The organism is Streptomyces sp. NPDC048291, from assembly GCF_043201715.1.
Lineage (GTDB): Bacteria > Actinomycetota > Actinomycetes > Streptomycetales > Streptomycetaceae > Streptomyces.
In genome coordinates, this window is sequence record NZ_JBICZC010000012.1 from 205,316 (window position 1) to 223,727 (window position 18,412).

The following is an 18,412-nucleotide window of genomic DNA, read 5'->3' on the forward strand; positions in this document are numbered from 1 at the left end:
TCACGGCAGCGGCTGCTCCGCCCAGATGATCTTCCCGGCGGGCGTGTAACGGGTGCCCCACCGCTCGGCCAGCTGCGCGACCAGGAAGAGTCCCCGGCCGCCCTCGTCGGTGCTCGCCGCGTACCGCAGGTGCGGGGAGGTGGTGCTGCCGTCGGAGACCTCGCAGATCAGCGTCCGGTCGCGCAGCAGCCGTACCCCGATCGGCGCCCGGCCGTGCCGGATGGCGTTGGTGACCAGCTCGCTGAGGATCAGCTCGGTGGTGAACGACAGCTCGTCCAGGTCCCACTCCGCCAGCTGCCGGGTCACCCTGGCCCGCACCTCGGAGACGGCCGCCGGATCCGCCGGCACCTGCCACGCGGCGATCCGGTCCGCGCCCAGCGCCCGGGTCCGGGCGACGATCAGCGCCACGTCGTCGCTGGGGCGGGCCGGCAGCCGCTCCAGGACGGCCGCGCACGTCTCCTCCGGGGTGCCGCCGGCCGCCGACTCCAGGGCCCCGGCGAGCAGTTCCAGCCCCTCGTCGATGTCCCGCTGCCGGTCCTCCACCAGACCGTCGGTGTACAGCACCAGGCTGCTGCCCGCGGGCAGCTCCAGCTCGGCCGTCTCGAAGGGCAGCCCGCCCAGGCCCAGCGGCGGACCGGCCGGCACGTCCGCGAACTCCACGCTGCCGTCCGGCCTGACCAGCGCCGGCGGCGGATGGCCGGCCCGGGCCACCGTGCAGCGCCGCGACACCGGGTCGTAGATCGCGTACAGACAGGTCGCCCCGGTGATCGTGGCCGTGGTGTCCGCGTCGTCCGCCGGGGTCTCGTCCTGGTCGATGCGGCCCACCAGCTCGTCCAGCAGACCCAGCAGTTCGTCCGGCGGCAGGTCCAGCGCCGTGAAGTTGTGCACGGCGGTGCGCAGCCGCCCCATGGTCGCCGCCGCGTGCAGCCCGTGCCCCACCACGTCCCCGACCACCAGCGCCACCCGGGCCCCGGACAGCGGCAGCACGTCGAACCAGTCGCCGCCCACCCCCGACTGGGCCGGCAGATAGCGGTAGGCGATGTCCAGGGCACTCTGCGCGGGCAGCCTGCGCGGCAGCAGACTGCGCTGCAGGGTCACCGCCATGCTGTGCTCGCGCGTGTAGCGGCGGGCGTTGTCGATGGAGACGGCGGCGCGGGCCACCAGCTCCTCCGCGAGGGCCAGCTCCTCGGTGTCGAACGGGTCGAGCTTCTCCGAGCGGCAGAAGTTGGCGAGGCCCAGCACCATGTTCCCGGCCCGCAGCGGCACCGTGATCAGCGAGTGGATGCCGAATTCCAGGATCTTGCCGGTCAGCTCCTCGTCCTGGGCCCGCCAGCCGGGCGAGTCCCGCAGCCGCGGCTCGACGACGGACTCGCCGGTCTGCAGGCTGCGGCCCTGCGGCGAGGACGGCACGAACTGGAACCGCTCGCCGACCGGGTACAGCGGGGCGTCCTTGCGGATGCCGGTGCACGCCACCCGGCGCAGCGCGTCCCCGGGTTTGGGCTCCTCGCCCTTGAGGACCGCCTCGTACAGGTCGACGGAGACGTAGTCCGCGAACCGCGGCACGGCCAGCTCCGCGAGTTCCTCGGCGGTGCGGGTGACGTCCAGGCTGGTACCGATGCCCACCCCGGCGTCGTACAGCATGTTCAGGCGCTCGCGGGCCACCTCGGCGCGGCCGGAGAGGGCGCGCAGCTCGGTGGAGTCGCGCAGGGTGACGACGCTGCCGGGCGGGCCGCCGCGCACCTCGATGGGGCGCTGGTTGACGGCCAGCAGCCGGTCCTTTACCCGGTGCACCTCGTCGGTGGCGACCCGTCCGGAGGCGATCAGCGTCGCCGTCCGCGCGTCCAGGCCGAGGTCCAGGACCCGGCGGCGCTCGGCGTCCGCCGGCAGGTCCAGCAGGCGCTGCGCCTCGTCGTTGGCGAGCATCAGCCGGCCGTCGCCGCCGACGATCAGGACCCCCTCCCGCACCGAGTGCAGCACCGCGTCGTGGTGCTCGTACATCCGGGTCATCTCGTCCGGGCCGAGACCGTGCGTCTGGCGCAGCAGCCGCCGGCTGACCAGCGCGGTGCCCGCCGTCGCCAGGGCCAGTGCCGCGGCGGCGGCGGTCAGCAGGAGCGGCAGCTGCTGGTCGGCGGTGCCGCCCACGTGCGCGGTGGTGATGCCGGCCGACACCAGTCCCACCACCGTGCCGTTCGCGTCCCGGACCGGGACCACGGCCTGCACCAGCTCCCCGATCGTGCCGTGCACCTCCTCGGAGACGGTTCCGCCGGCCAGCGCGGGCCCGATGTTCCCCACGAACTTCTTGCCGATGCGGTCCGGCTTGGGATGCGTGTACCGGATCCCTTCGGTGTTCATGACGACGATGAAGTCCACGCCCGTCGACTTGCGGGCCGCCTCCGCCCGCGGCTGGAGCACCGTCGTCGGATCGGGCAGCCGCAGCGCCGCCGCCGTACCGGGGGCGTCGGCGAAGGTCTGGGCGACGGCCAGGGACCGGTTGCGGGCCTCCATGCTGCTGTCGTGCCGCACCTGGAGGACCAGCGCCAGCACCGCAGACACGATCAGCAGCAGCACGATCGCCACCTGCAGCACGAAGACCTGTCCGGCCACGCTGCGTCCGCTCAGCGCCGACCACAGCCGTCCGGACCGGAGACGCCCCGGCCCGCTCGGCTCCCGCTGGGCGAGCGGCGCGCGCGGAGTCCCGGATCGGGACGGCCGAGTGTCGGACCGGCCGGGCTGACGGACCATGAGCCCATGTCTACACTGCCGGGCCCCGCGAGGCGAGAGCGTCCCCCGGGGTAACCGGACCGATACCCCGTTGTGCCCCGGTCACCCCCGGCCCGCGGGCCCCGGACGGCGGGTGGCGAGCAGCAGTGCCACGTCGTCCGGGCGGTCCGTGGCGTGCCGGGCCATGGCGGTCAGCCGGTCGGCCACCCCGGTGAGGGTACGGGAGCCGCGCCGCCCCGGCGCCGCCGAGGCCTCGGCCAGCGCCGCCGCCAGCGCCGCGATGCCGTCGTCGATGTCGGTGCCCGGCCGCTCCACCAGCCCGTCCGTGTACAGGGCGAGGATCGCATCCGGTACCAGCTTCAGCTCGGTCACCGGATACCTGGCCAGCGGGTCCACGCCCAGGACGACACCGCCGGGGATCTCCAGGACGCGGGTGCGGCCGTCCGGGGCGAGCAGCAGGGGCGGCGGATGACCGGCCCGGGCGATCCGGGCGCGCCCGGTCGCGGGGTCCAGGCGCAGGTAGCAGCAGCTCGCGAACTGGCCCGGGTCGAGGTCGATGAGCAGCCGGTTGGTGCCGCTCAGCACCTCGTCGGGCGGCCGGTCGCTGAGCGCGAACGCCCGGACCGCGCTGCGCAGTTGCCCCATGGTGGCGGCCGCCTGCACGCCGTGTCCCTGGACGTCGCCGATGACCAGCGCGAGGCCGTCGCCCGCCCCGACGACGTCGTACCAGTCGCCGCCCACGTCCATGCCCTGGGTGCCCGGCAGATACCGGCCCGCGGTCTCCACCCGAGGGTGCGCCGACAGCCGGCGGGGCAGCAGTGCCTGCTGGAGACCGCGGGCGAGGGCGGCCTCGCTGTCGTAGCGCCGGGCCTTCTCCATCGCGTGCGCGATCAGCCCCGCGAGCGCCATCAGGACCGTGCGCTCCTCGGTGCTGAAGCCGCGCTCCGCCTCGAAGCCGAGGATGCAGGTGCCGACCGGCCGCCCCGAGGCGATCAGCGGCAGGAAGGCACGGGCGCCCACGTCGGCGTCCAGGGCGAGCCCCGGGTAGGTGTCCGCCAGCCGCCGCATCGACTCGAAGAACAGCGGCCTGCCGGTGGTGAGGGTCTCCACACCGGGGATGTGGGCGTCCAGGCCGACGCCGTCGAACGGGGCGAGGAAGCCGGGCGGGAAGCCGTTCTCCCAGGCCAGGTAGAGATGCCGGTCCTGGAGCAGGTAGATGGCCAGCCGCCGGCCGCCGAACGCGGGGAGCAGCTCCTGCATCACCACCGCGGACACCTGCCGGGCGGTCACCGCGTCGGTCAGCGCGATCGCCAGGGCGATCGGCCGGTACAGCGGGGTCATCGAGGGCCCGCCGGGGCCGCCGGGCCGCCCTGGCGCGGCTGCCGCGCCCGGCTGGGCCGCCGCGGGCAGGTGTACGGGCGGGTCCATCCGGTTGGCCGGGACGACCGTGCAGGTGACCAGGTCAGTGCCGGGATGCACGGACAGCGCGAGGAAGTCGGCCTCGGCGGAGTCCCCGCGCCGGACCTGGAAGTGCACCGGCCCGTGGGCGAGCAGCGCCCCGCGCCAGTGGTCGTCGTAGGACGGCCCGCCCAGCCAGGGCATCGCCTCCCACAGGGGCCGGCCGAGCAGTTCGGAGCGCGGCCGGCCGGCCAGCCGGACGACCGCCGGGTTGACGTAGCGGACGACCCCGGAGCGGTCCAGGCAGAAGACGCCCTCGGGGAGCAGGTCGGCCGCTCCGTCGGTGGCCGGGCCCGGGTCGACGACGATCCCGGAGACCAGCGACGGGTCGGCGGCGCCGGGCGGTGGCCACAGCTCCAGCAGGAGCGGGGCGCCGTCCGCGGCCCGCACCCGCAGCGGGGCGTGCGGCGGCTTGCCGGCCGCGGTCTCGTGCAGGGCGGTGAGCACGTCGTCGGCGTCGTCGGGCGTCACGGCCACCGCCAGCTCGACGCCGGTACCGGGGAAGTCCTCCGGCGCCCTGCCGAGCAGGGCGTGCAGCCGGTCGTCCGCGTGCACCGCGGAGGTGACCGGATCCCAGGTGAACCGGCCCACCCGGGCCGGCCCGGGCCGGGGCGCGGGCGGCCGTACGCACACCGGCTCGCCCTCCCAGGCGACCGCCGCGTCGCCCTCCTCGGCCACCAGCTCGCGCAGTCCGGCCCCCAGCCCCTCGGCCAGCCTGCACAGCCGGTCCAGGTCGGGCAGCTCGTCCACGGTGTCCGCGGTACCGGGAAGCAGCACGGTGAGCACCCCGAAGGACGGCTCCGCGCCCGGCACGGGCGTGTACACCGAACCGAACTGGAACGGCAGGCCCGCCGCGAACTGCGGATAGCGGCGCACCATCTCCGTGGCGCTGGGCAGCACCACCCGGACACCGAGCCGGTAGGCGTCCGCGACCGGGAACGGCCGGTCCACGTGCAGTCGCCACCAGGGCTTGAACAGCCGGCCGGGGAGTCCCACCAGGGTGGCCAGCCGCAGCAGCCCGGGGGTGCCGGAGCGCAGGTACACCCCGGCGACGTGGGCACCCGCCGCGCCCAGAGCGCCGGTCGAGGCCTCGACCAGCAGCGCGGTCAGCCGCTCACGCGCCCGGCCCACGTGCTCGCCGCTCCCAGTCATCGGGTCCTGCCTCGTCCGCGCACCGCCGGGTGGGTGACACAGCAAGAATGCGTCACGACGGCCCGAACCCGCACCCCCACGGCCCGGCTCGGCCGGCCTCAGCCCGCTGCGACCGGCCGCAGCACCAGGTGACCGTCCTCCCGGCCGGCCGCCATGGCGAACGGGAAGGTGTCCGTCTCCAGGCACATCGGTACGTCCTCGGGGTGCACGCCCTCCCGGCCGAGCCGCACGCCCTCGGCGAGCCGCGCCGCCCCGCCGGAGTGCCGGGCCCGCTCCACGAAGGGACCCGGGGCGACGGAGCCGTCGGTCACCAGAGCGGCGATGTACTCGGCGCAGGCCAGGTCCTCCTCGGCCCGCCCGCCGTCCCCGGTGACCACGAAGGTGACCGCCGCGGGCCGCTCGCGGCGCAGCACGGCGGCGGTGGCCCCGGCGACCACGAAGCTCGCGCAGAGCAGCAGCCGGGCTCCGGCGACGGCGAGCGCCTCGGTCGTCCCGGCGGTGGTCTTCTGCACGACCGTGCGGCCCGCGACGTCCAGCGCACGCAGCCGGGCCGGTGAGTTGGCCAGGTCGAAGCCGGGCACCACCGGGCCGTCCTGGAAGGCCAGCCAACCGGGGTGACGGGCCTTCAACTCCCGTGCCTCGTCGAGGGTCTCGGCGAACACGATCCGCTCGGCGCCCTTGCGGAACGCCCAGGCCGCCACGGTGAACGCGCGCATCACGTCGACGACGACGGCGACTTCGGGCGTGGCGGACAGACCGGGGACACCGGTGAACGTGGCGCGCATCACCCCATCATCCCCGGTCGGTCAGAGTTCCGGGTCCTCCGCCGCCGGCAGGGCCGCGCGCATCGAGCGCAGGGCCAGCAGCAGGACGCCGATGTCGTCCAGGTAGATCGGGTCCGGCAGCAGGTCGGTGGGGAGCACCAGGTACAGGACGGCACCCCAGAACACCCAGCGCGAGCCGGTCGGCAGCCCGGCCCGGCGCAGGGTGCGCCGGGTGCGGACCAACCGCACGAGTACGGCGACGGCGCCGGCCAGCAGGGCCGCGGCGACGATCGCGCAGATCACGAGCACGGTCGTGGTGGTGTCCATGGCTGTCCTGTCGTACGGCCCCGATCCGGCCCGGGGTCTCTCACTGGTCCGTCTTCCCGGTTTCGTCCCCGGGCATGGCGGCCGGTTCCGCGTTCTCCTTCGGGGCCCGCAGTCCCTTGAAGGCGCGGGTCAACTGCTGGAGGGGGGAGGCGGGTTGGGGCGCGGGTGCGGCCGGGGCCGGGGTGTCGCGGAGGGCGGCGAGCGCCTCGCCGGCCCGCTCGGCGGCCTCCCGGTACAGGTCGCGGGACCTGGTCATGGCCTCCAGCGCCTCGGCGTACTGCGCGACGCGCTTCCGCTCACGCGCCAGCTCCTCCGCCGGCGTCATCAGGGTCCAGTTGTCCCGCAGATCCGCCAGCGCCTCCTCGGCGCCCTGCGGCGCGGGCTTCGGCAGCGCGGCGAGCCGGCGCACGACGGCGATCAGCTCGGCGGGCTCCGAGCCGTCCAGGAAGACGCTGCGCACCGCGTACTCCCGGGCGTCGAAGTCCGACGGTGCCGGGTCCGGGGGCAGCAGCACGGCACCGCCGCGCGGGATCTCGACCCCGAGGTCGCGCAGCGCCCAGTTGACGGCACGGAACTGCTGGGGCGCGGCCCGGTGCTCCACGACGCGGTGCGCGAGGCCGGGCGGCAGCTGCCGGACCAGCGGCAGCCGGCCGAGCGCGTCGGGGGTCATCGCCTCGTGCACCACGAGGTTGACGCACCAGGCGTCCTTCGCCGCGTCCCGCAGCACCCGGCGCATGTCCTTGTCGTCGGCGGGCAGCGGGTTGACCGTGCGGAGCCTGACGCCCGCCACGGCCGGGTGGTAGTCCCAGGCGGCCTCGCCGCCGTCACCGGCCTCCTCGCCGTCGGGCCAGAACATCGCCGCCGGGGACGGCCAGGCCTCGTCCCAGGGCCGGTCGGCCTCGGCGACGAGCTGCCACTCGCGCCCCGCCTGCCGGCCCTGGAGGTCGGCGACGAGGGTCAGCCGGGCGCGCACCGTCACGGTGCCGTCGGCCACGCGCCAGCGGGCCTCCAGGACCTGCCGGGCGGAGTCCTCGGGCACGGGGGGTTCCGCGAAGTCGTCGAGGGCACCGGTCTCCTTGCGGCGGCGCAGGATCCTGCGGATCACCCCCTCGGAGTCCGGACCCGTGTGACGGCCGCGGGCGGCCCAGACGGTCGGCGGAAGGACGGCACGGTCGGCGGCGGAGTTCGACATGGGCCAATCTGCTGGTGGGAGAGGAGTGCGTCCTCCAGTATCACCGCCCGGGAGCGTGTCTCATAGGGCGGGGGCCGCCCGCGCACGGCGAGTGCGCCCCACACCCGGGGCGCGGACCGAGTGCGCCATGCGACGCCGGTTCACCCGTGCCCCCGATCCGGCCGGCCCCGGAGAATGGTGCCGGGACCGGGGCCCGCCCGCCCATCCGCTGAGGGACGGGCCCCGTTCCCGCGACCGGGAAGAGCGCGAGAGGGGCCGGCGGTCCGCCGGCCCCTCTCGGTACTCATGCCTCAGGGCTCATGCCTCAGCGCCTCACGCACCGCTCTCACGGAGCATGTCCTCGCGCTCGACGAGCTTGACGCGCTCGCGGCCCTGCGGTTCGCCCAGCGCCTTCTCGGCGGCGTCCAGCTTGTACCAGCCCTCCCAGGTGGTGAAGCGGACCTCGCGCTCGGCGAGGAAGGCGTCCACGGCCTCCGGCGCGGGCGCCTCGGGGGTGTGCAGCCGGCCGCCCGCGTAGTCGTCCAGCAGGTTGGACACCGTCTCGTTGGCGTCGCCCTTGGTGTGGCCGATGAGGCCGACCGGGCCGCGCCGGATCCAGCCGGTGACGTACGTCGACTGCAGGTGGCCGCCGGACTCCTCGACGACCCGGCCGCCCTCGTCCGGGACGGTGCCCGACTCGATGTCCCAGGGCAGCTTGGGCAGCTTGTCGGAGAGGTAGCCGACCGCGCGGTAGACCGCGCCGAGCTCCCAGTCCTTGAACTCGCCGGTGCCCTTGACGTTGCCGGTGCCGTCCAGGGCGGTGCGCTCGGTGCGCAGGCCGGTGACCCTGCCGTCCTCGCCGAGGATCTCGGTCGGCGACTCGAAGAAGTGCAGGAAGAGCTTGTGCGGGCGGTCGCCTACGTCGCGGATCGCCCAGTTCTCCAGGGTCTTGGCGACCATGTCGGCCTGCTTGTTGCCGCGCCGGGTCTCGATCGAGCCGTCGTCGTAGTCGATGTCCTCGGGGTCGACGATGACCTCGATGTTGGGGGAGTGGTCCAGCTCGCGCAGCTCCATCGGGGAGAACTTCGCCTGCGCCGGGCCACGGCGGCCGAAGACGTGCACTTCGAGGGCCTTGTTGGCCTTCAGGCCGTCGTGGACGTTCGGCGGGATCTCCGTCGGCAGCAGCTCGTCGGCGGTCTTGGCGAGGATGCGGGCCACGTCCAGGGCGACGTTGCCGACGCCGAGGACCGCGACCTTCTCCGCCTCCAGCGGCCAGGTGCGCGGTACGTCCGGGTGGCCGTCGTACCAGGAGACGAAGTCGGCGGCGCCGTAGGAGCCGTCCAGCTCGATGCCGGGTATCCGCAGCTCGCGGTCGGCGGTCGCGCCGGTCGAGAAGATCACCGCGTCGTAGAAGGTGCGCAGGTCGTCGAGGCTGATGTCGGTCGGGTAGTCGACGTTGCCGAAGAGGCGGATCTGCGGCTTGTCGAGGACCTGGTGCAGGGCCGTGATGATGCCCTTGATGCGCGGGTGGTCGGGGGCGACGCCGTACCGGATCAGGCCGAACGGGGCGGGCATCCGCTCGAAGAGGTCGATGGACACGCCGGGCTCGGCGGCCACCGCGGACTTGAGCAGGGCGTCGGCGGCGTAGATCCCGGCGGGGCCGGCTCCGACGATGGCTACCCGCAGGGGGCGCGGCATGATCAGGTTCCCTTCGAGCGGTGTCAATCGATCGAGTGAAGACAATCGATCTCGAACGGGAAGCCTAAACTAAGGCAGTCCTAAGTTAGTACGCGGGTCCGCCCTATGACCTCATAAGCCGATCTTATGAGGTGTATCGGGTCCGGCTTATGGCTGCCGAAGCTGCTGGCGGCCTCCCGGTGCTTGGCGAGTACCCGTCACATGCACCACCCTGTCCTCTGCGGCGCACCGAGGCGCGGTGGCCGGAGGGCGAGGGGTGAGGGCGTGCAGGCACGCGGGGAGACGACCGTCGCGGTGACCGGCGGCAGCGGATTCGTCGGGAGCCATCTGGTACGGCGGCTGCTGGAGCGCGGGTACCGGGTCCGCGCGACCGTCCGCCGCGCCTCCGACGCGACGAAGGTGCGGCCCCTGTGGGAGCTCCAGGAGGCCTTCCCCGGCCGGCTCACCCTCTTCGAGGCGGACCTGCTCCGGGACGGCTCCTTCGACGAGGCGTTCGCCGGCTGCGCGACCGTCTTCCACGTCGCCTCGCCGTTCCTGATGCCGGAACGGATCAGGGACGGCCAACGGGACGTGGTCGACCCGGCGTTGCTCGGCACCCGCAACGTGCTCGGCGGGGTGGAGCGCACGCCGGAGGTGACGACCCTGGTCCTCACCTCCACGGTGGGCGCGATCTTCGGCGACTACGCCGACGTCCGTGGGATGGCCGGCGAGGTGCTGACGGAGAAGTACTTCAACACCACCAGCACGGTGGCGAACAACCCCTACCACTACGCCAAGACGGTCGCCGAGCGCGCCGCCCGGGACGCCGAGGCCGCCCAGGAGCGCTGGCGCCTGGTCTCGATCAACCCCGGCCTCATCCTGGGCCCCTCCCTCACGCCCGCCTCCGAGTCCGGCAGCCTCTTCCTGCTCGACGAGCTGTTCAAGGGCTACTTCTGCTACGGCGCCCCGGACTTCAGCTTCACCACGGCGGACGTCCGCGACGTGGCCGACGCGCACATCGCGGCGGCGGAGAACCCGGCGGCCAGGGGCCGTTACATCGTGGCCAACGAGACGATGACGTCCTTCCACGAGATGTCCCGGATCATCCGCACCCGCCACCCCTGGGACCCGCGCCTGCCGCGCGCCGCGCTCCCGCACGGGCCGGTACGGGTCCTGGGCCCGCTCTTCGGCCTGACCCAGGACTACATACGCAAGCATCTCGGCATCCGCTTCCGCGTCGACAACGGCCGCAGCGTCCGCGAACTGGGCCTCGCCTACCGGCCCGTCGAGGAGACCCTCCTGGACCACCACGAGAGCTGGCGCACCAGGCGGCGGAGGGTCTGAGCCCGGCCGCCGGGGACAGGAGGTCAGGCCGGGCGGATCACCCGGTGGATCGCCGACTCCCCGGCGTTGTAGATCGACTCCTCGCGGATGAGCGCCCCGGGGCTCGGGGCGTGCACCATCGCGCCGCCACCCGCGTAGATCCCCACGTGACTGTCGTCGTCGAAGAAGAAGACCAGGTCACCGGGTTCGACGGCGGCCAGCGTGATCGGGGTGCCGGCCAGCGTCTGCTCCGCCGCGGTGCGCGGCAGCGACACGCCGGCGGCACGCCAGGCCGCCTGGGTCAGGCTGCTGGCGTCGTACGCCCCCGGCCCGGTCGCTCCCCAGACACACGGCCGGCCGATCTGCTCCCGCGCGAACGCCAGCGCCTTCATCGCCTTGCCCGGCTCGGCCCCGGCGCCCGGCTGGACGAAGGCAGCGGGGTCGGCGTAGGCGCCGGGCGCCGGGGCGGCCGGGGCGGGCACCGGTGCGGCGACCTGCGCGGGTGCGGTCGGCAGGGGCGTGGTGGGGAGCGGGGGGGTGAAGACCGGGGCGGCCGGGGCGGGCGCGGCCATGGGCATCGCCATGGCGGGCGCGGCGGCCATCATCGCCTCGGGCGGCGCGGTCATGGCCGTCGGCATCGCGGGCATCGCGGGCGCGGCCGGTGCGGGGGGCGCTGCCATCGGGGCCTGCATCGGTGCTGCCATGGGCATGGGCATGGGCATGGTCATCGGCGCGGGCATCGCGGCGGCGGGCGCTGCCATCGCCGTCGGCATGGCCGTGGTGGCGGCGTAGGCGTAGGCGCCCTCGGCGGGCTGCATGCCTGCCGCGTAGGTGCCGTACATGTTGTCGGCGGCGGGTGCCGCGGCGAAGGGCGCGGCCGGCGGCATGGCGGCCATCGGGGCCGCGGGGGCCGCCGCGGGGTACGCGCCGTTGGCGTAGGCGGTGTCGGCGGCGGCCGGGGGGATGTCGGCGTAGGCGGCGGGCGCGTTCGGCGACATGACCCGATAGCCGCCGAGGTCCATCGGGGCGGGAGCGGCCGGGGGAACGGCGGGCGCCGCGGTCGGGAAGGCGCCGCCGCCGTTCATGGGGTCGGCGGTCGGGAAGGCGCCCGTGTTCGTGGGAGCCGCGGTCGGGAAGACACTCGTGCTCGCCATCGGGTCCGCGGTCGGGAAGACGCTGGTGCTCGCCATGGGATCCGCCGTCGGGAAGACGCTCGCGCCCAGGGGGTCCGCGGCAGGGAAAGTGCCCCCGTCGGCCGGGGTCGGCATCGGGAACGAGCCCGTGGCGCCCGGCGTCATGATGCGGAAGGAGCCGGAGTCCCCCGGGGACGGGGCCGGAGCCTGGGCGGCACCCGCGTCCATGGCCGGCCCGGTCTGGTAGGTCCCGCCGCCCGAGCCGCCCGGGGTCATGACGCGGAAGCCGGTGGAGTCGGCCGCGGCGCGGGGCGGGGTGCTGTCTGCGCTTCCGGGGGTCATGACACGGAAGCCGGTGGAGTCGGCTGCGGCGCGCGTCGGGGCGCTGTCGGCGCCCCCCGGGGTCATGATGCGGAAGGTGCCGGTGTCCGACGGGGACACGATCGGGATGCCGCCGGTCTCGGTCACCGCCGGGAGCGCGCGGGTGGCCGCGCGGGAGTCGGCCCGGAAGGAACCGCTGCCGGTGCGCTGGTTCGGTATGCCGACGGGGGGAGCCTGCCACGGCTGCGCCGGGGCCTGCGCCTCGGGCGTGGGCCAGGGGCTGGGCGCCGGCCCAGCGGCCTGGGCGACCGGGATCTGGACCGGGACCGGCGCCGGGTCGAGGGCGGCGATCGCGCGCTGCCCGGTGCGCTGGGACAGCACCTCGCGCGCCTTGGCGAGCTTGAGCTGGTTCTTGGTCTTGGAGGCACCCGGCGTGGGCCGCTGCGGCCCGGCGGCGGGCAGCGCCCTCGGCGCACCCGAAGGCACCGCGGGCACCGCCGCGGCGGGCCCCGCCGTCAGTTCCAGCCTCGGGCGCGACGGCAGTTCGCGGACGACCTCGATCTCGCTCTGCGCGGACGGCCCCGCGGTCAGCTCCAGCCGGGCCGGGCCGGAGTCCTCGAGCTGGCCGAGCAGGTCGGCGGCCATGGCGCTGAGGGGCCGGCGCGGGCCGGGCCGGTTGGGCTGCCGGTCGGTGGGCAGCGCGGCCGGAACGCTCGGCCCCAGCCTCGAACGCGCCCCCTCGAACCACTCCCTGGCGATGTTGTCGAGGCCCGGGTCGTCGCGACGGGTCCGTTTGAACAGCGGAACACCGCGTGAGCGCGAGCCCCCGCTCATCGCACGGGTGGCGTTGTAGTTCCCGGTGGCGTTCTCGGCCTGGTCGTAGAGGCTGTCGATCCGCTGTCGAACCTCGTCACGGCTTTCGGGCGCCATTGAGGGGTCGTGCTCCTTCCGTACTCCGCCTACCGGGTTAGCTGTCGGGTTCGGGCGGTCGAATCCGGAAGGCATGCCCTACGGCCGCTGTCCTTGCGGACGACCGGCCGATTCACCCCAGTGATCGGTTGGGTCCCCGGCTCCGGATCCGCCCCTGAGGGGCACCGGACTCGGCGGAGGCCGCGCGGCCCGACGGGAATCGCCGGGGGGAGCCGAACGGCTTGCCCGTCAACTTAGCCAACTTGTGTCACTCGTGTGAAGGTTGAAGTGGCTAATGTCCGATACGTATTTGTGATGTTCGTCTTAGCGTTCGGAACTCGACCGTACGGCACGGCATTTGGCGCGCATCCAGTGCATTCGCAGGGTCACCGAGGCGTTGCCGTCGGTCGCGTTCCGCCGCTTCCGGGACACCCGCTTCCTGTGAGGTCACCGTGAATTCGTGGGTCCGTTGAACACCGTGGCGCCGGCTGTCGTATTAGGCCGGGGATTTCCATGCCCGGCCGCCCACGACACGCAGGGGAACGACCTTGAGACGCAACAGGCGCAGACGCCCGACCGGCGCACAACGAGCGACCTTCGCAGCGGTCGCCCTGATGCTCGGCGGTGGAGGACTGGTCGCGGTGAACGTCTATGCCTCGGCCACCGAGAACGGCGGCGGCCAGGACCAGGTCGCCACCGGTCAGGTGCTGTCCGCGCCCACGATCTACTGCCCCGACATCGGCAGCAGGCTGACGGCGGTGCCCGACGGCGCCCGGGCCGACGTCGACCGTGAACTCGCCCAGCTGGACCAGCAGATCGCCGCCGCCTACCAGCAACTCACGCAGTCCGCCGCCGAGATCGAGCAGGACCCCGGCTTCGCCGGCCAGTCGATCATCGACCCGCTCAAGGAGAAGCGGTCCGAGTCGATCCAGCGCATCGCCGACGCCATCGGCCGCGAGGGCGACCGCCCGCAGGGCCTCGACGACCTCGCCGCCTGCACCCTGCGCTCCTCGAACCAGGGCGACGGGCAGTCGGCGACCCCGACCGGCGGCGCCACGCCGAGCCAGGGCGGCCAGGACAGCGCGGCGCCGAGCCAGAGCGCCGGCACCGGCGCCGGCGGCCAGGGCGGCAACGGGCCGGTCGCCGCCGACTACGCGGACATCACCTCGGTCCAGCCGAACGTCACGACCCCGGCCGAACAGTCCGGCGGCTCCACGGGCACCTTCTCCTCCAGCTGCGGTGTCAACGCCAACGGCCTGTTCAACTCGGACAACGTGATCGTCGCGCCCGGCGTCTCCAACGGCGCCCACCACTTCCACGACTACATCGGCAACCAGTCCAACAACGCCTTCGCCAGTGACCAGGACCTCGCGAACGCCGACACCAGCTGCGCGGACCAGGGCGACAGGTCCACGTACTACTGGCCGGTGCTGCGGCTGCAGAACGGCAAGCAGGAGCGGGACGCCGACAAGCCGGGCGGCGGCACCGAGGGCAACGCCGGGCAGATCGTCACGGCGAAGGAGGTCACGCTGACCTTCGAGGGCAACCCCACCTCCAAGGTCACCGAGATGCCGCGGCTGCTGCGCATCATCACCGGCGACGCCAAGGCGTTCGTCAACGGCCCGGCCAACGCCAACGCCTCCTGGAGCTGCACCGGTTACGAGAACCGGCAGCTCAAGGACAAGTACCCGCTCTGCCCCTCCGGCAGCGACGTCGTGCGCACGTTCAGGTTCCAGAGCTGCTGGGACGGCCGGAACATCGACAGCGCCAACCACCGCACCCACGTGGCGTTCGAGGCCGCGGACGGCAGCTGCCCGGCCGGTTTCGAGGCCATCCCGCAGCTGGTGCAGCGCATCGTCTACGCCGTGGACGCGCCGAGCCTCCAGGACGGCGGCCGTACGGTCCCGCTGTTCGCGGTGGACTCGTTCCCCGAGCAGCTGCACAAGCCGGTCACCGACCACGGCGACTTCATCAACGTCTTCGACGACAGCCTGATGCGGAAGATGGTCGACTGCATCAACTCCGGCCGCACCTGCGGGGCGGGCGCCGACGAGCAGCCGCCGACCCAGAGCGCGGAGCCGTCCCAGCCGAGCGACACCGCGAGCCCGGTCGAGCCGCCGGCCGAGTCGCAGAGCGCCGAGCCGTCCGAGCCGGCGACCCAGCAGCCGCCGTCCGAGCAGCCCCCGGCCGACCAGCCCTCGTCCGAGCCGCCGGCCGGCACCCCGGCCACCGAGACCGCCACCGCTCCCGGCTCCGGCTCCGGCTCCGGCGGCAGTGAACTGCCGAGGGTCTACGCGACTCCGTCGCCGAAGAAGACGTCGACCACGAAGTCGTCCGGCGGCGGCGTGATCAGCGAGCCGACACAGCGGCCCGACACCGAGGCGCCCGCCGCCAATGGCACCGCCGCGCCGACCGGCACCGCGGTCGCCGTCCCGGCCGGTCAGGAGAGCCCGGGCGCCGGTTCCGGGACGGAGCCCCAGACCGAGCCCCAGGCCGTCCAGGGCGGTCTCGCCGAGACCGGCGCCCACCTGTGGCCCGCGGTCTTCGGCGGCCTGCTGCTGGCCTCCGGGGCCGCGTTGCTCTGGCGCACCAAGCGGAACCGGATCTGACGGGCCCTTCTCACCTGCTGCGCAGCGTGTCCTGGGCGAGCTCGAACGCGGGGAGCATCTCGTCGTGCTCCGCGCTGTCGAGCCCGCCCAGGTGCAGTACGACGGGACCCTTCGGGGTGACCACGGCGAGCGCGGACTCCTTCTTGGTCTCCTCCAGCAGCTTGCTGGTGTACAGGTAGTCGACCCGTATCCCGGAGAGCCCGCCCGCGGTGAAGGTCCGGTACGTCGCCCCGCTCGTGTTGCGCTCGGCGGCCACGAATGCCCGGAGCACGGCGCGCGCGTCGCCGCTGCCGGGGCTGCCGGTCCACGCCCTCAGGTAGCCGATGTTCCCGGCGGGTTTGGCGTCGACCTCGCAGGCCATGGCCACCGGCCCCTGGTGCAGCAGGCCGTCCACGACCTCCTCCGTGACGTCGTCGTCGGTGCCGGCGGAGGCGACGGCGCCGAGGGCGTCGACGGCCTCCGCCTGCCAGCCCTTGGCGATGTCGAACACCACCGGCAGCTCACAGGCCGAACCGGCGGCGCCGATCGAGCCCCCGCGCTGCGCCGCCGCACCGGACGCGTGACCCGACTCGGTCACCTCGACGGCCCGCGGCGTGGCGCCGCAGCCCGCAAGCAGCGCCACGAACAGCCCGGTCAGCACCACTCCGCCCCCGTGGGTCCCCACCCTTTACCTCCCCTTGGTACGACACAGGGCGGTCACTCTAACCGAGCCGACCGAGGGCGCCGACACCGTCGTACGCGAGAGGCGCGGACGATCGTGGTTGACGTCGCGTCACATTACTGAACCGTAACCTACTCGGCGGTACCGCCGGTAACCCCCGCTCGTTACCGTCGAGGAGAGCCGCCACGCGTCCCGGCAGCCGCACCGGGACCGCCGTCACCCGGCATCGCCCGGGTCCCCACGCACCACCTCCCACGTCCACGCACGTCCAGGAGGTCCTCCCCCATGCCCGTCCGCGCTCGCCTGCTGGCCGCCGCCGTCGCCGCTGCCGCCTGCCTCTGTCTGCAGACCCTGCAGGCCACCGCCTCCCAGGCGGAGGTCTCGCGGGGCGTCACCATCCCCGCCTTCTACGACCCGCCGGCCACCCTGCCCACGGCCGACGGCGCCCTCGTCCGCACCGAACCCCTCCCGCTGGCCCTGAGCCTGCCGAGCCTGTCCGGCCCGCTGCCCGGTACCGCGACCCGCCTGATGTACAAGTCCACCGACTCGGCGGGCGACCCCGTCGCCGTCACCGGCGCCTACCTGGAGCCCGCCGCCCCCTGGCTGGGCCCCGGCGCCCGCCCGCTGGTCGCGCTGGCCCCCGGCACCATGGGACAGGGCGACCAGTGCGCCGCCTCGATGGGCCTGCAGTACCCGCTGCTCCTCAACGGCCAGACGGTGTCGGTGGGTTACGAGGACCTGTCGATCTACCGGCTGCTCACCGAGGGCGTCGCGGTCGTCGTCACCGACTACGTGGGACTCGGCGCCACGGACCGGCTGCACACCTACGTCAACCGGCTCGACGGCGCCCACGCCGTCCTGGACGCCGTACGCGCCGCCCGGAACCTCCCCGGCGCCTCGGTCACCGCGGCCTCGCGGGTCGGCCTGTTCGGCTACAGCCAGGGCGGCGGCGCCACCGCCGCGGCCGCCGAGCTCCAGCCCGCCTACGCCCCGGACATCACCCTCTCCGGCAGCTACGCCGGGGCGCCGCCCGCCGACCTCACCGCCGTCACCGCGGCCATCGACGGCAGCGACCTGGCCGGCGCCCTCGGCTGGGCGGTCAACGGCTTCGTCCAGGCCGACCCGGCGCTCGCGCCGATCGTCGACGCCCACCTCGGCGCGGCGGGCCGGGCCGCCCTCGCCGACCTGTCGACGATGTGCGTCGGCGACGCGCTCCTCGCCTACGGTTCCCAGCACAGCACCGCCTGGACGAACGACGGCAGTTCCATCTCCGAGGTCGTCGCCGAGGAGCCCGCGCTCCGGGCCTTCCTGGACGAACAGCGCATCGGCAGGACCGCGCCGGCGAGCCCGGTCCGGCTGGCCACCGGTGTCAGCGACGACCTCGTCCCGCACGCGCAGGCCCGGCAACTCGCCGTCGACTGGTGTGCCGAGGGCGCGGACGTCACCTACGTGCCGGTCCTCCTGCCGGACGCGGGCCGCGCCCTGCTGAACCACCTGGAGCCCCTGCTCACCGACCAGGGCGACGCCGTCGCCTGGCTCACCGCCCGCCTCTCCGGCCTGCCGGCCGGCTCCAACTGCTGGAGCCTGCCCGTCCAGCCCTGACCGTGCGGCCGTGCCCGTGCGGCCGTGCCCGTACAACCCCGAGTGCCGCCCGCCGCCGTTTGCCGTCGGCGGGCACCGCAGGGCAGGGTGCCGGTGTGCCCACCTTGCTGATCGTCCACCACACCCCCTCACCGCACTGCCAGGCCATGTTCGAGGCCGTGGTCTCCGGGGCGACCGCCCCGGAGATCGAGGGCGTCCGGGTGGTGCGCCGGGCGGCGCTGTCCGCCACCGCCGCCGACGTGCTCGCGGCCGACGGGTACCTCCTCGGCACCCCGGCCAACCTCGGCTACCTCTCCGGCGCGCTCAAGCACTTCTTCGACCAGGTCTACTACCCGTGCCTGGACGAGACGCGCGGCCGTCCCTTCGGCGCCTACGTGCACGGCGGCAACGACGTCACCGGCGCCCTGCGTGCCCTCGACTCCATCACCACCGGCCTGGGCTGGCGCCGGGCGGCCGAACCGGTCACGGTGACCGGCGAGCCCGGCAAGGCCGACATCGAGGCGTGCTGGGAACTGGGCGCGACACTCGCCGCCGGGCTCACCCCGGACGCCTGAGCGGTCTCCGGGCGCCGGTCACCCGGACGG

The 18,412-nt window shown here is 74.2% G+C and carries 12 protein-coding genes and 1 riboswitch; of the genes, 4 read left to right on the forward strand and 8 right to left on the reverse strand.

Features of this window, described 5'->3' with window-relative positions; all coding sequences use genetic code 11:
• The 6 genes from ACGF5O_RS31580 to ACGF5O_RS31605 form a co-directional block, all read right to left on the reverse strand.
• Complete coding sequence (locus ACGF5O_RS31580) at positions 1–2,742, reverse strand: SpoIIE family protein phosphatase (protein ID WP_393813292.1); 2,742 nt, start codon at positions 2,740–2,742, stop codon at positions 1–3.
• 81 nt (positions 2,743–2,823) lie between these two features.
• Entirely contained in the window at positions 2,824–5,331 is a 2,508-nt protein-coding gene (locus ACGF5O_RS31585; protein ID WP_393813293.1) for a SpoIIE family protein phosphatase, read from the reverse strand.
• Between the two features lie 98 nt (positions 5,332–5,429).
• Complete coding sequence (locus ACGF5O_RS31590; RefSeq protein ID WP_393813294.1) at positions 5,430–6,116, reverse strand: 2-phosphosulfolactate phosphatase; 687 nt, start codon at positions 6,114–6,116, stop codon at positions 5,430–5,432.
• A 21-nt stretch (positions 6,117–6,137) separates the two neighbouring features.
• Positions 6,138–6,422, reverse strand: coding sequence for a YkvA family protein (locus tag ACGF5O_RS31595; protein WP_393813295.1), 285 nt, complete (start codon positions 6,420–6,422; stop codon positions 6,138–6,140).
• A 40-nt stretch (positions 6,423–6,462) separates the two neighbouring features.
• Positions 6,463–7,614: a hypothetical protein gene (locus tag ACGF5O_RS31600; protein ID WP_393813296.1), complete on the reverse strand. Its 1,152-nt coding sequence runs from the start codon at positions 7,612–7,614 to the stop codon at positions 6,463–6,465.
• A gap of 312 nt (positions 7,615–7,926) precedes the next feature.
• Positions 7,927–9,291 carry an FAD-dependent oxidoreductase gene (locus tag ACGF5O_RS31605; RefSeq protein ID WP_393813297.1) on the reverse strand — a complete coding sequence of 455 codons (1,365 nt, stop codon included), beginning with the start codon at positions 9,289–9,291 and terminating at the stop codon, positions 7,927–7,929.
• 264 nt (positions 9,292–9,555) lie between these two features.
• Here ACGF5O_RS31605 and ACGF5O_RS31610 point away from each other — a divergent pair, with 264 nt between their 5' ends.
• Entirely contained in the window at positions 9,556–10,614 is a 1,059-nt protein-coding gene (locus ACGF5O_RS31610) for an NAD-dependent epimerase/dehydratase family protein (protein WP_393813298.1), read from the forward strand.
• A gap of 23 nt (positions 10,615–10,637) precedes the next feature.
• Here ACGF5O_RS31610 and ACGF5O_RS31615 read toward each other — a convergent pair whose 3' ends face one another.
• Positions 10,638–12,977 (reverse strand): NlpC/P60 family protein, encoded by a 2,340-nt coding sequence (locus ACGF5O_RS31615; protein WP_393813299.1) that lies wholly within the window; start codon positions 12,975–12,977, stop codon positions 10,638–10,640.
• A gap of 10 nt (positions 12,978–12,987) precedes the next feature.
• Positions 12,988–13,163, reverse strand: a riboswitch (cyclic di-AMP (ydaO/yuaA leader).
• Positions 13,164–13,570: 407 nt separating this feature from the next.
• Here ACGF5O_RS31615 and ACGF5O_RS31620 point away from each other — a divergent pair.
• On the forward strand, positions 13,571–15,565 hold the full coding sequence (locus tag ACGF5O_RS31620; protein ID WP_393813493.1) for a DUF1996 domain-containing protein: 1,995 nt from the start codon (positions 13,571–13,573) through the stop codon (positions 15,563–15,565).
• A 10-nt stretch (positions 15,566–15,575) separates the two neighbouring features.
• On the opposite strand, the gene ACGF5O_RS31625 is transcribed toward ACGF5O_RS31620, so the two are convergent.
• On the reverse strand, positions 15,576–16,229 hold the full coding sequence (locus ACGF5O_RS31625; protein WP_393813300.1) for a lipoprotein: 654 nt from the start codon (positions 16,227–16,229) through the stop codon (positions 15,576–15,578).
• A 282-nt stretch (positions 16,230–16,511) separates the two neighbouring features.
• Here ACGF5O_RS31625 and ACGF5O_RS31630 point away from each other — a divergent pair, with 282 nt between their 5' ends.
• Positions 16,512–17,828, forward strand: a complete 1,317-nt coding sequence (locus tag ACGF5O_RS31630; protein ID WP_393813301.1) for a lipase family protein — start codon at positions 16,512–16,514, stop codon at positions 17,826–17,828.
• Positions 17,829–17,923: 95 nt separating this feature from the next.
• Positions 17,924–18,382 (forward strand): flavodoxin family protein, encoded by a 459-nt coding sequence (locus ACGF5O_RS31635; protein ID WP_393813302.1) that lies wholly within the window; start codon positions 17,924–17,926, stop codon positions 18,380–18,382.
• The last annotated feature ends 30 nt before the right edge of the window (positions 18,383–18,412 follow it).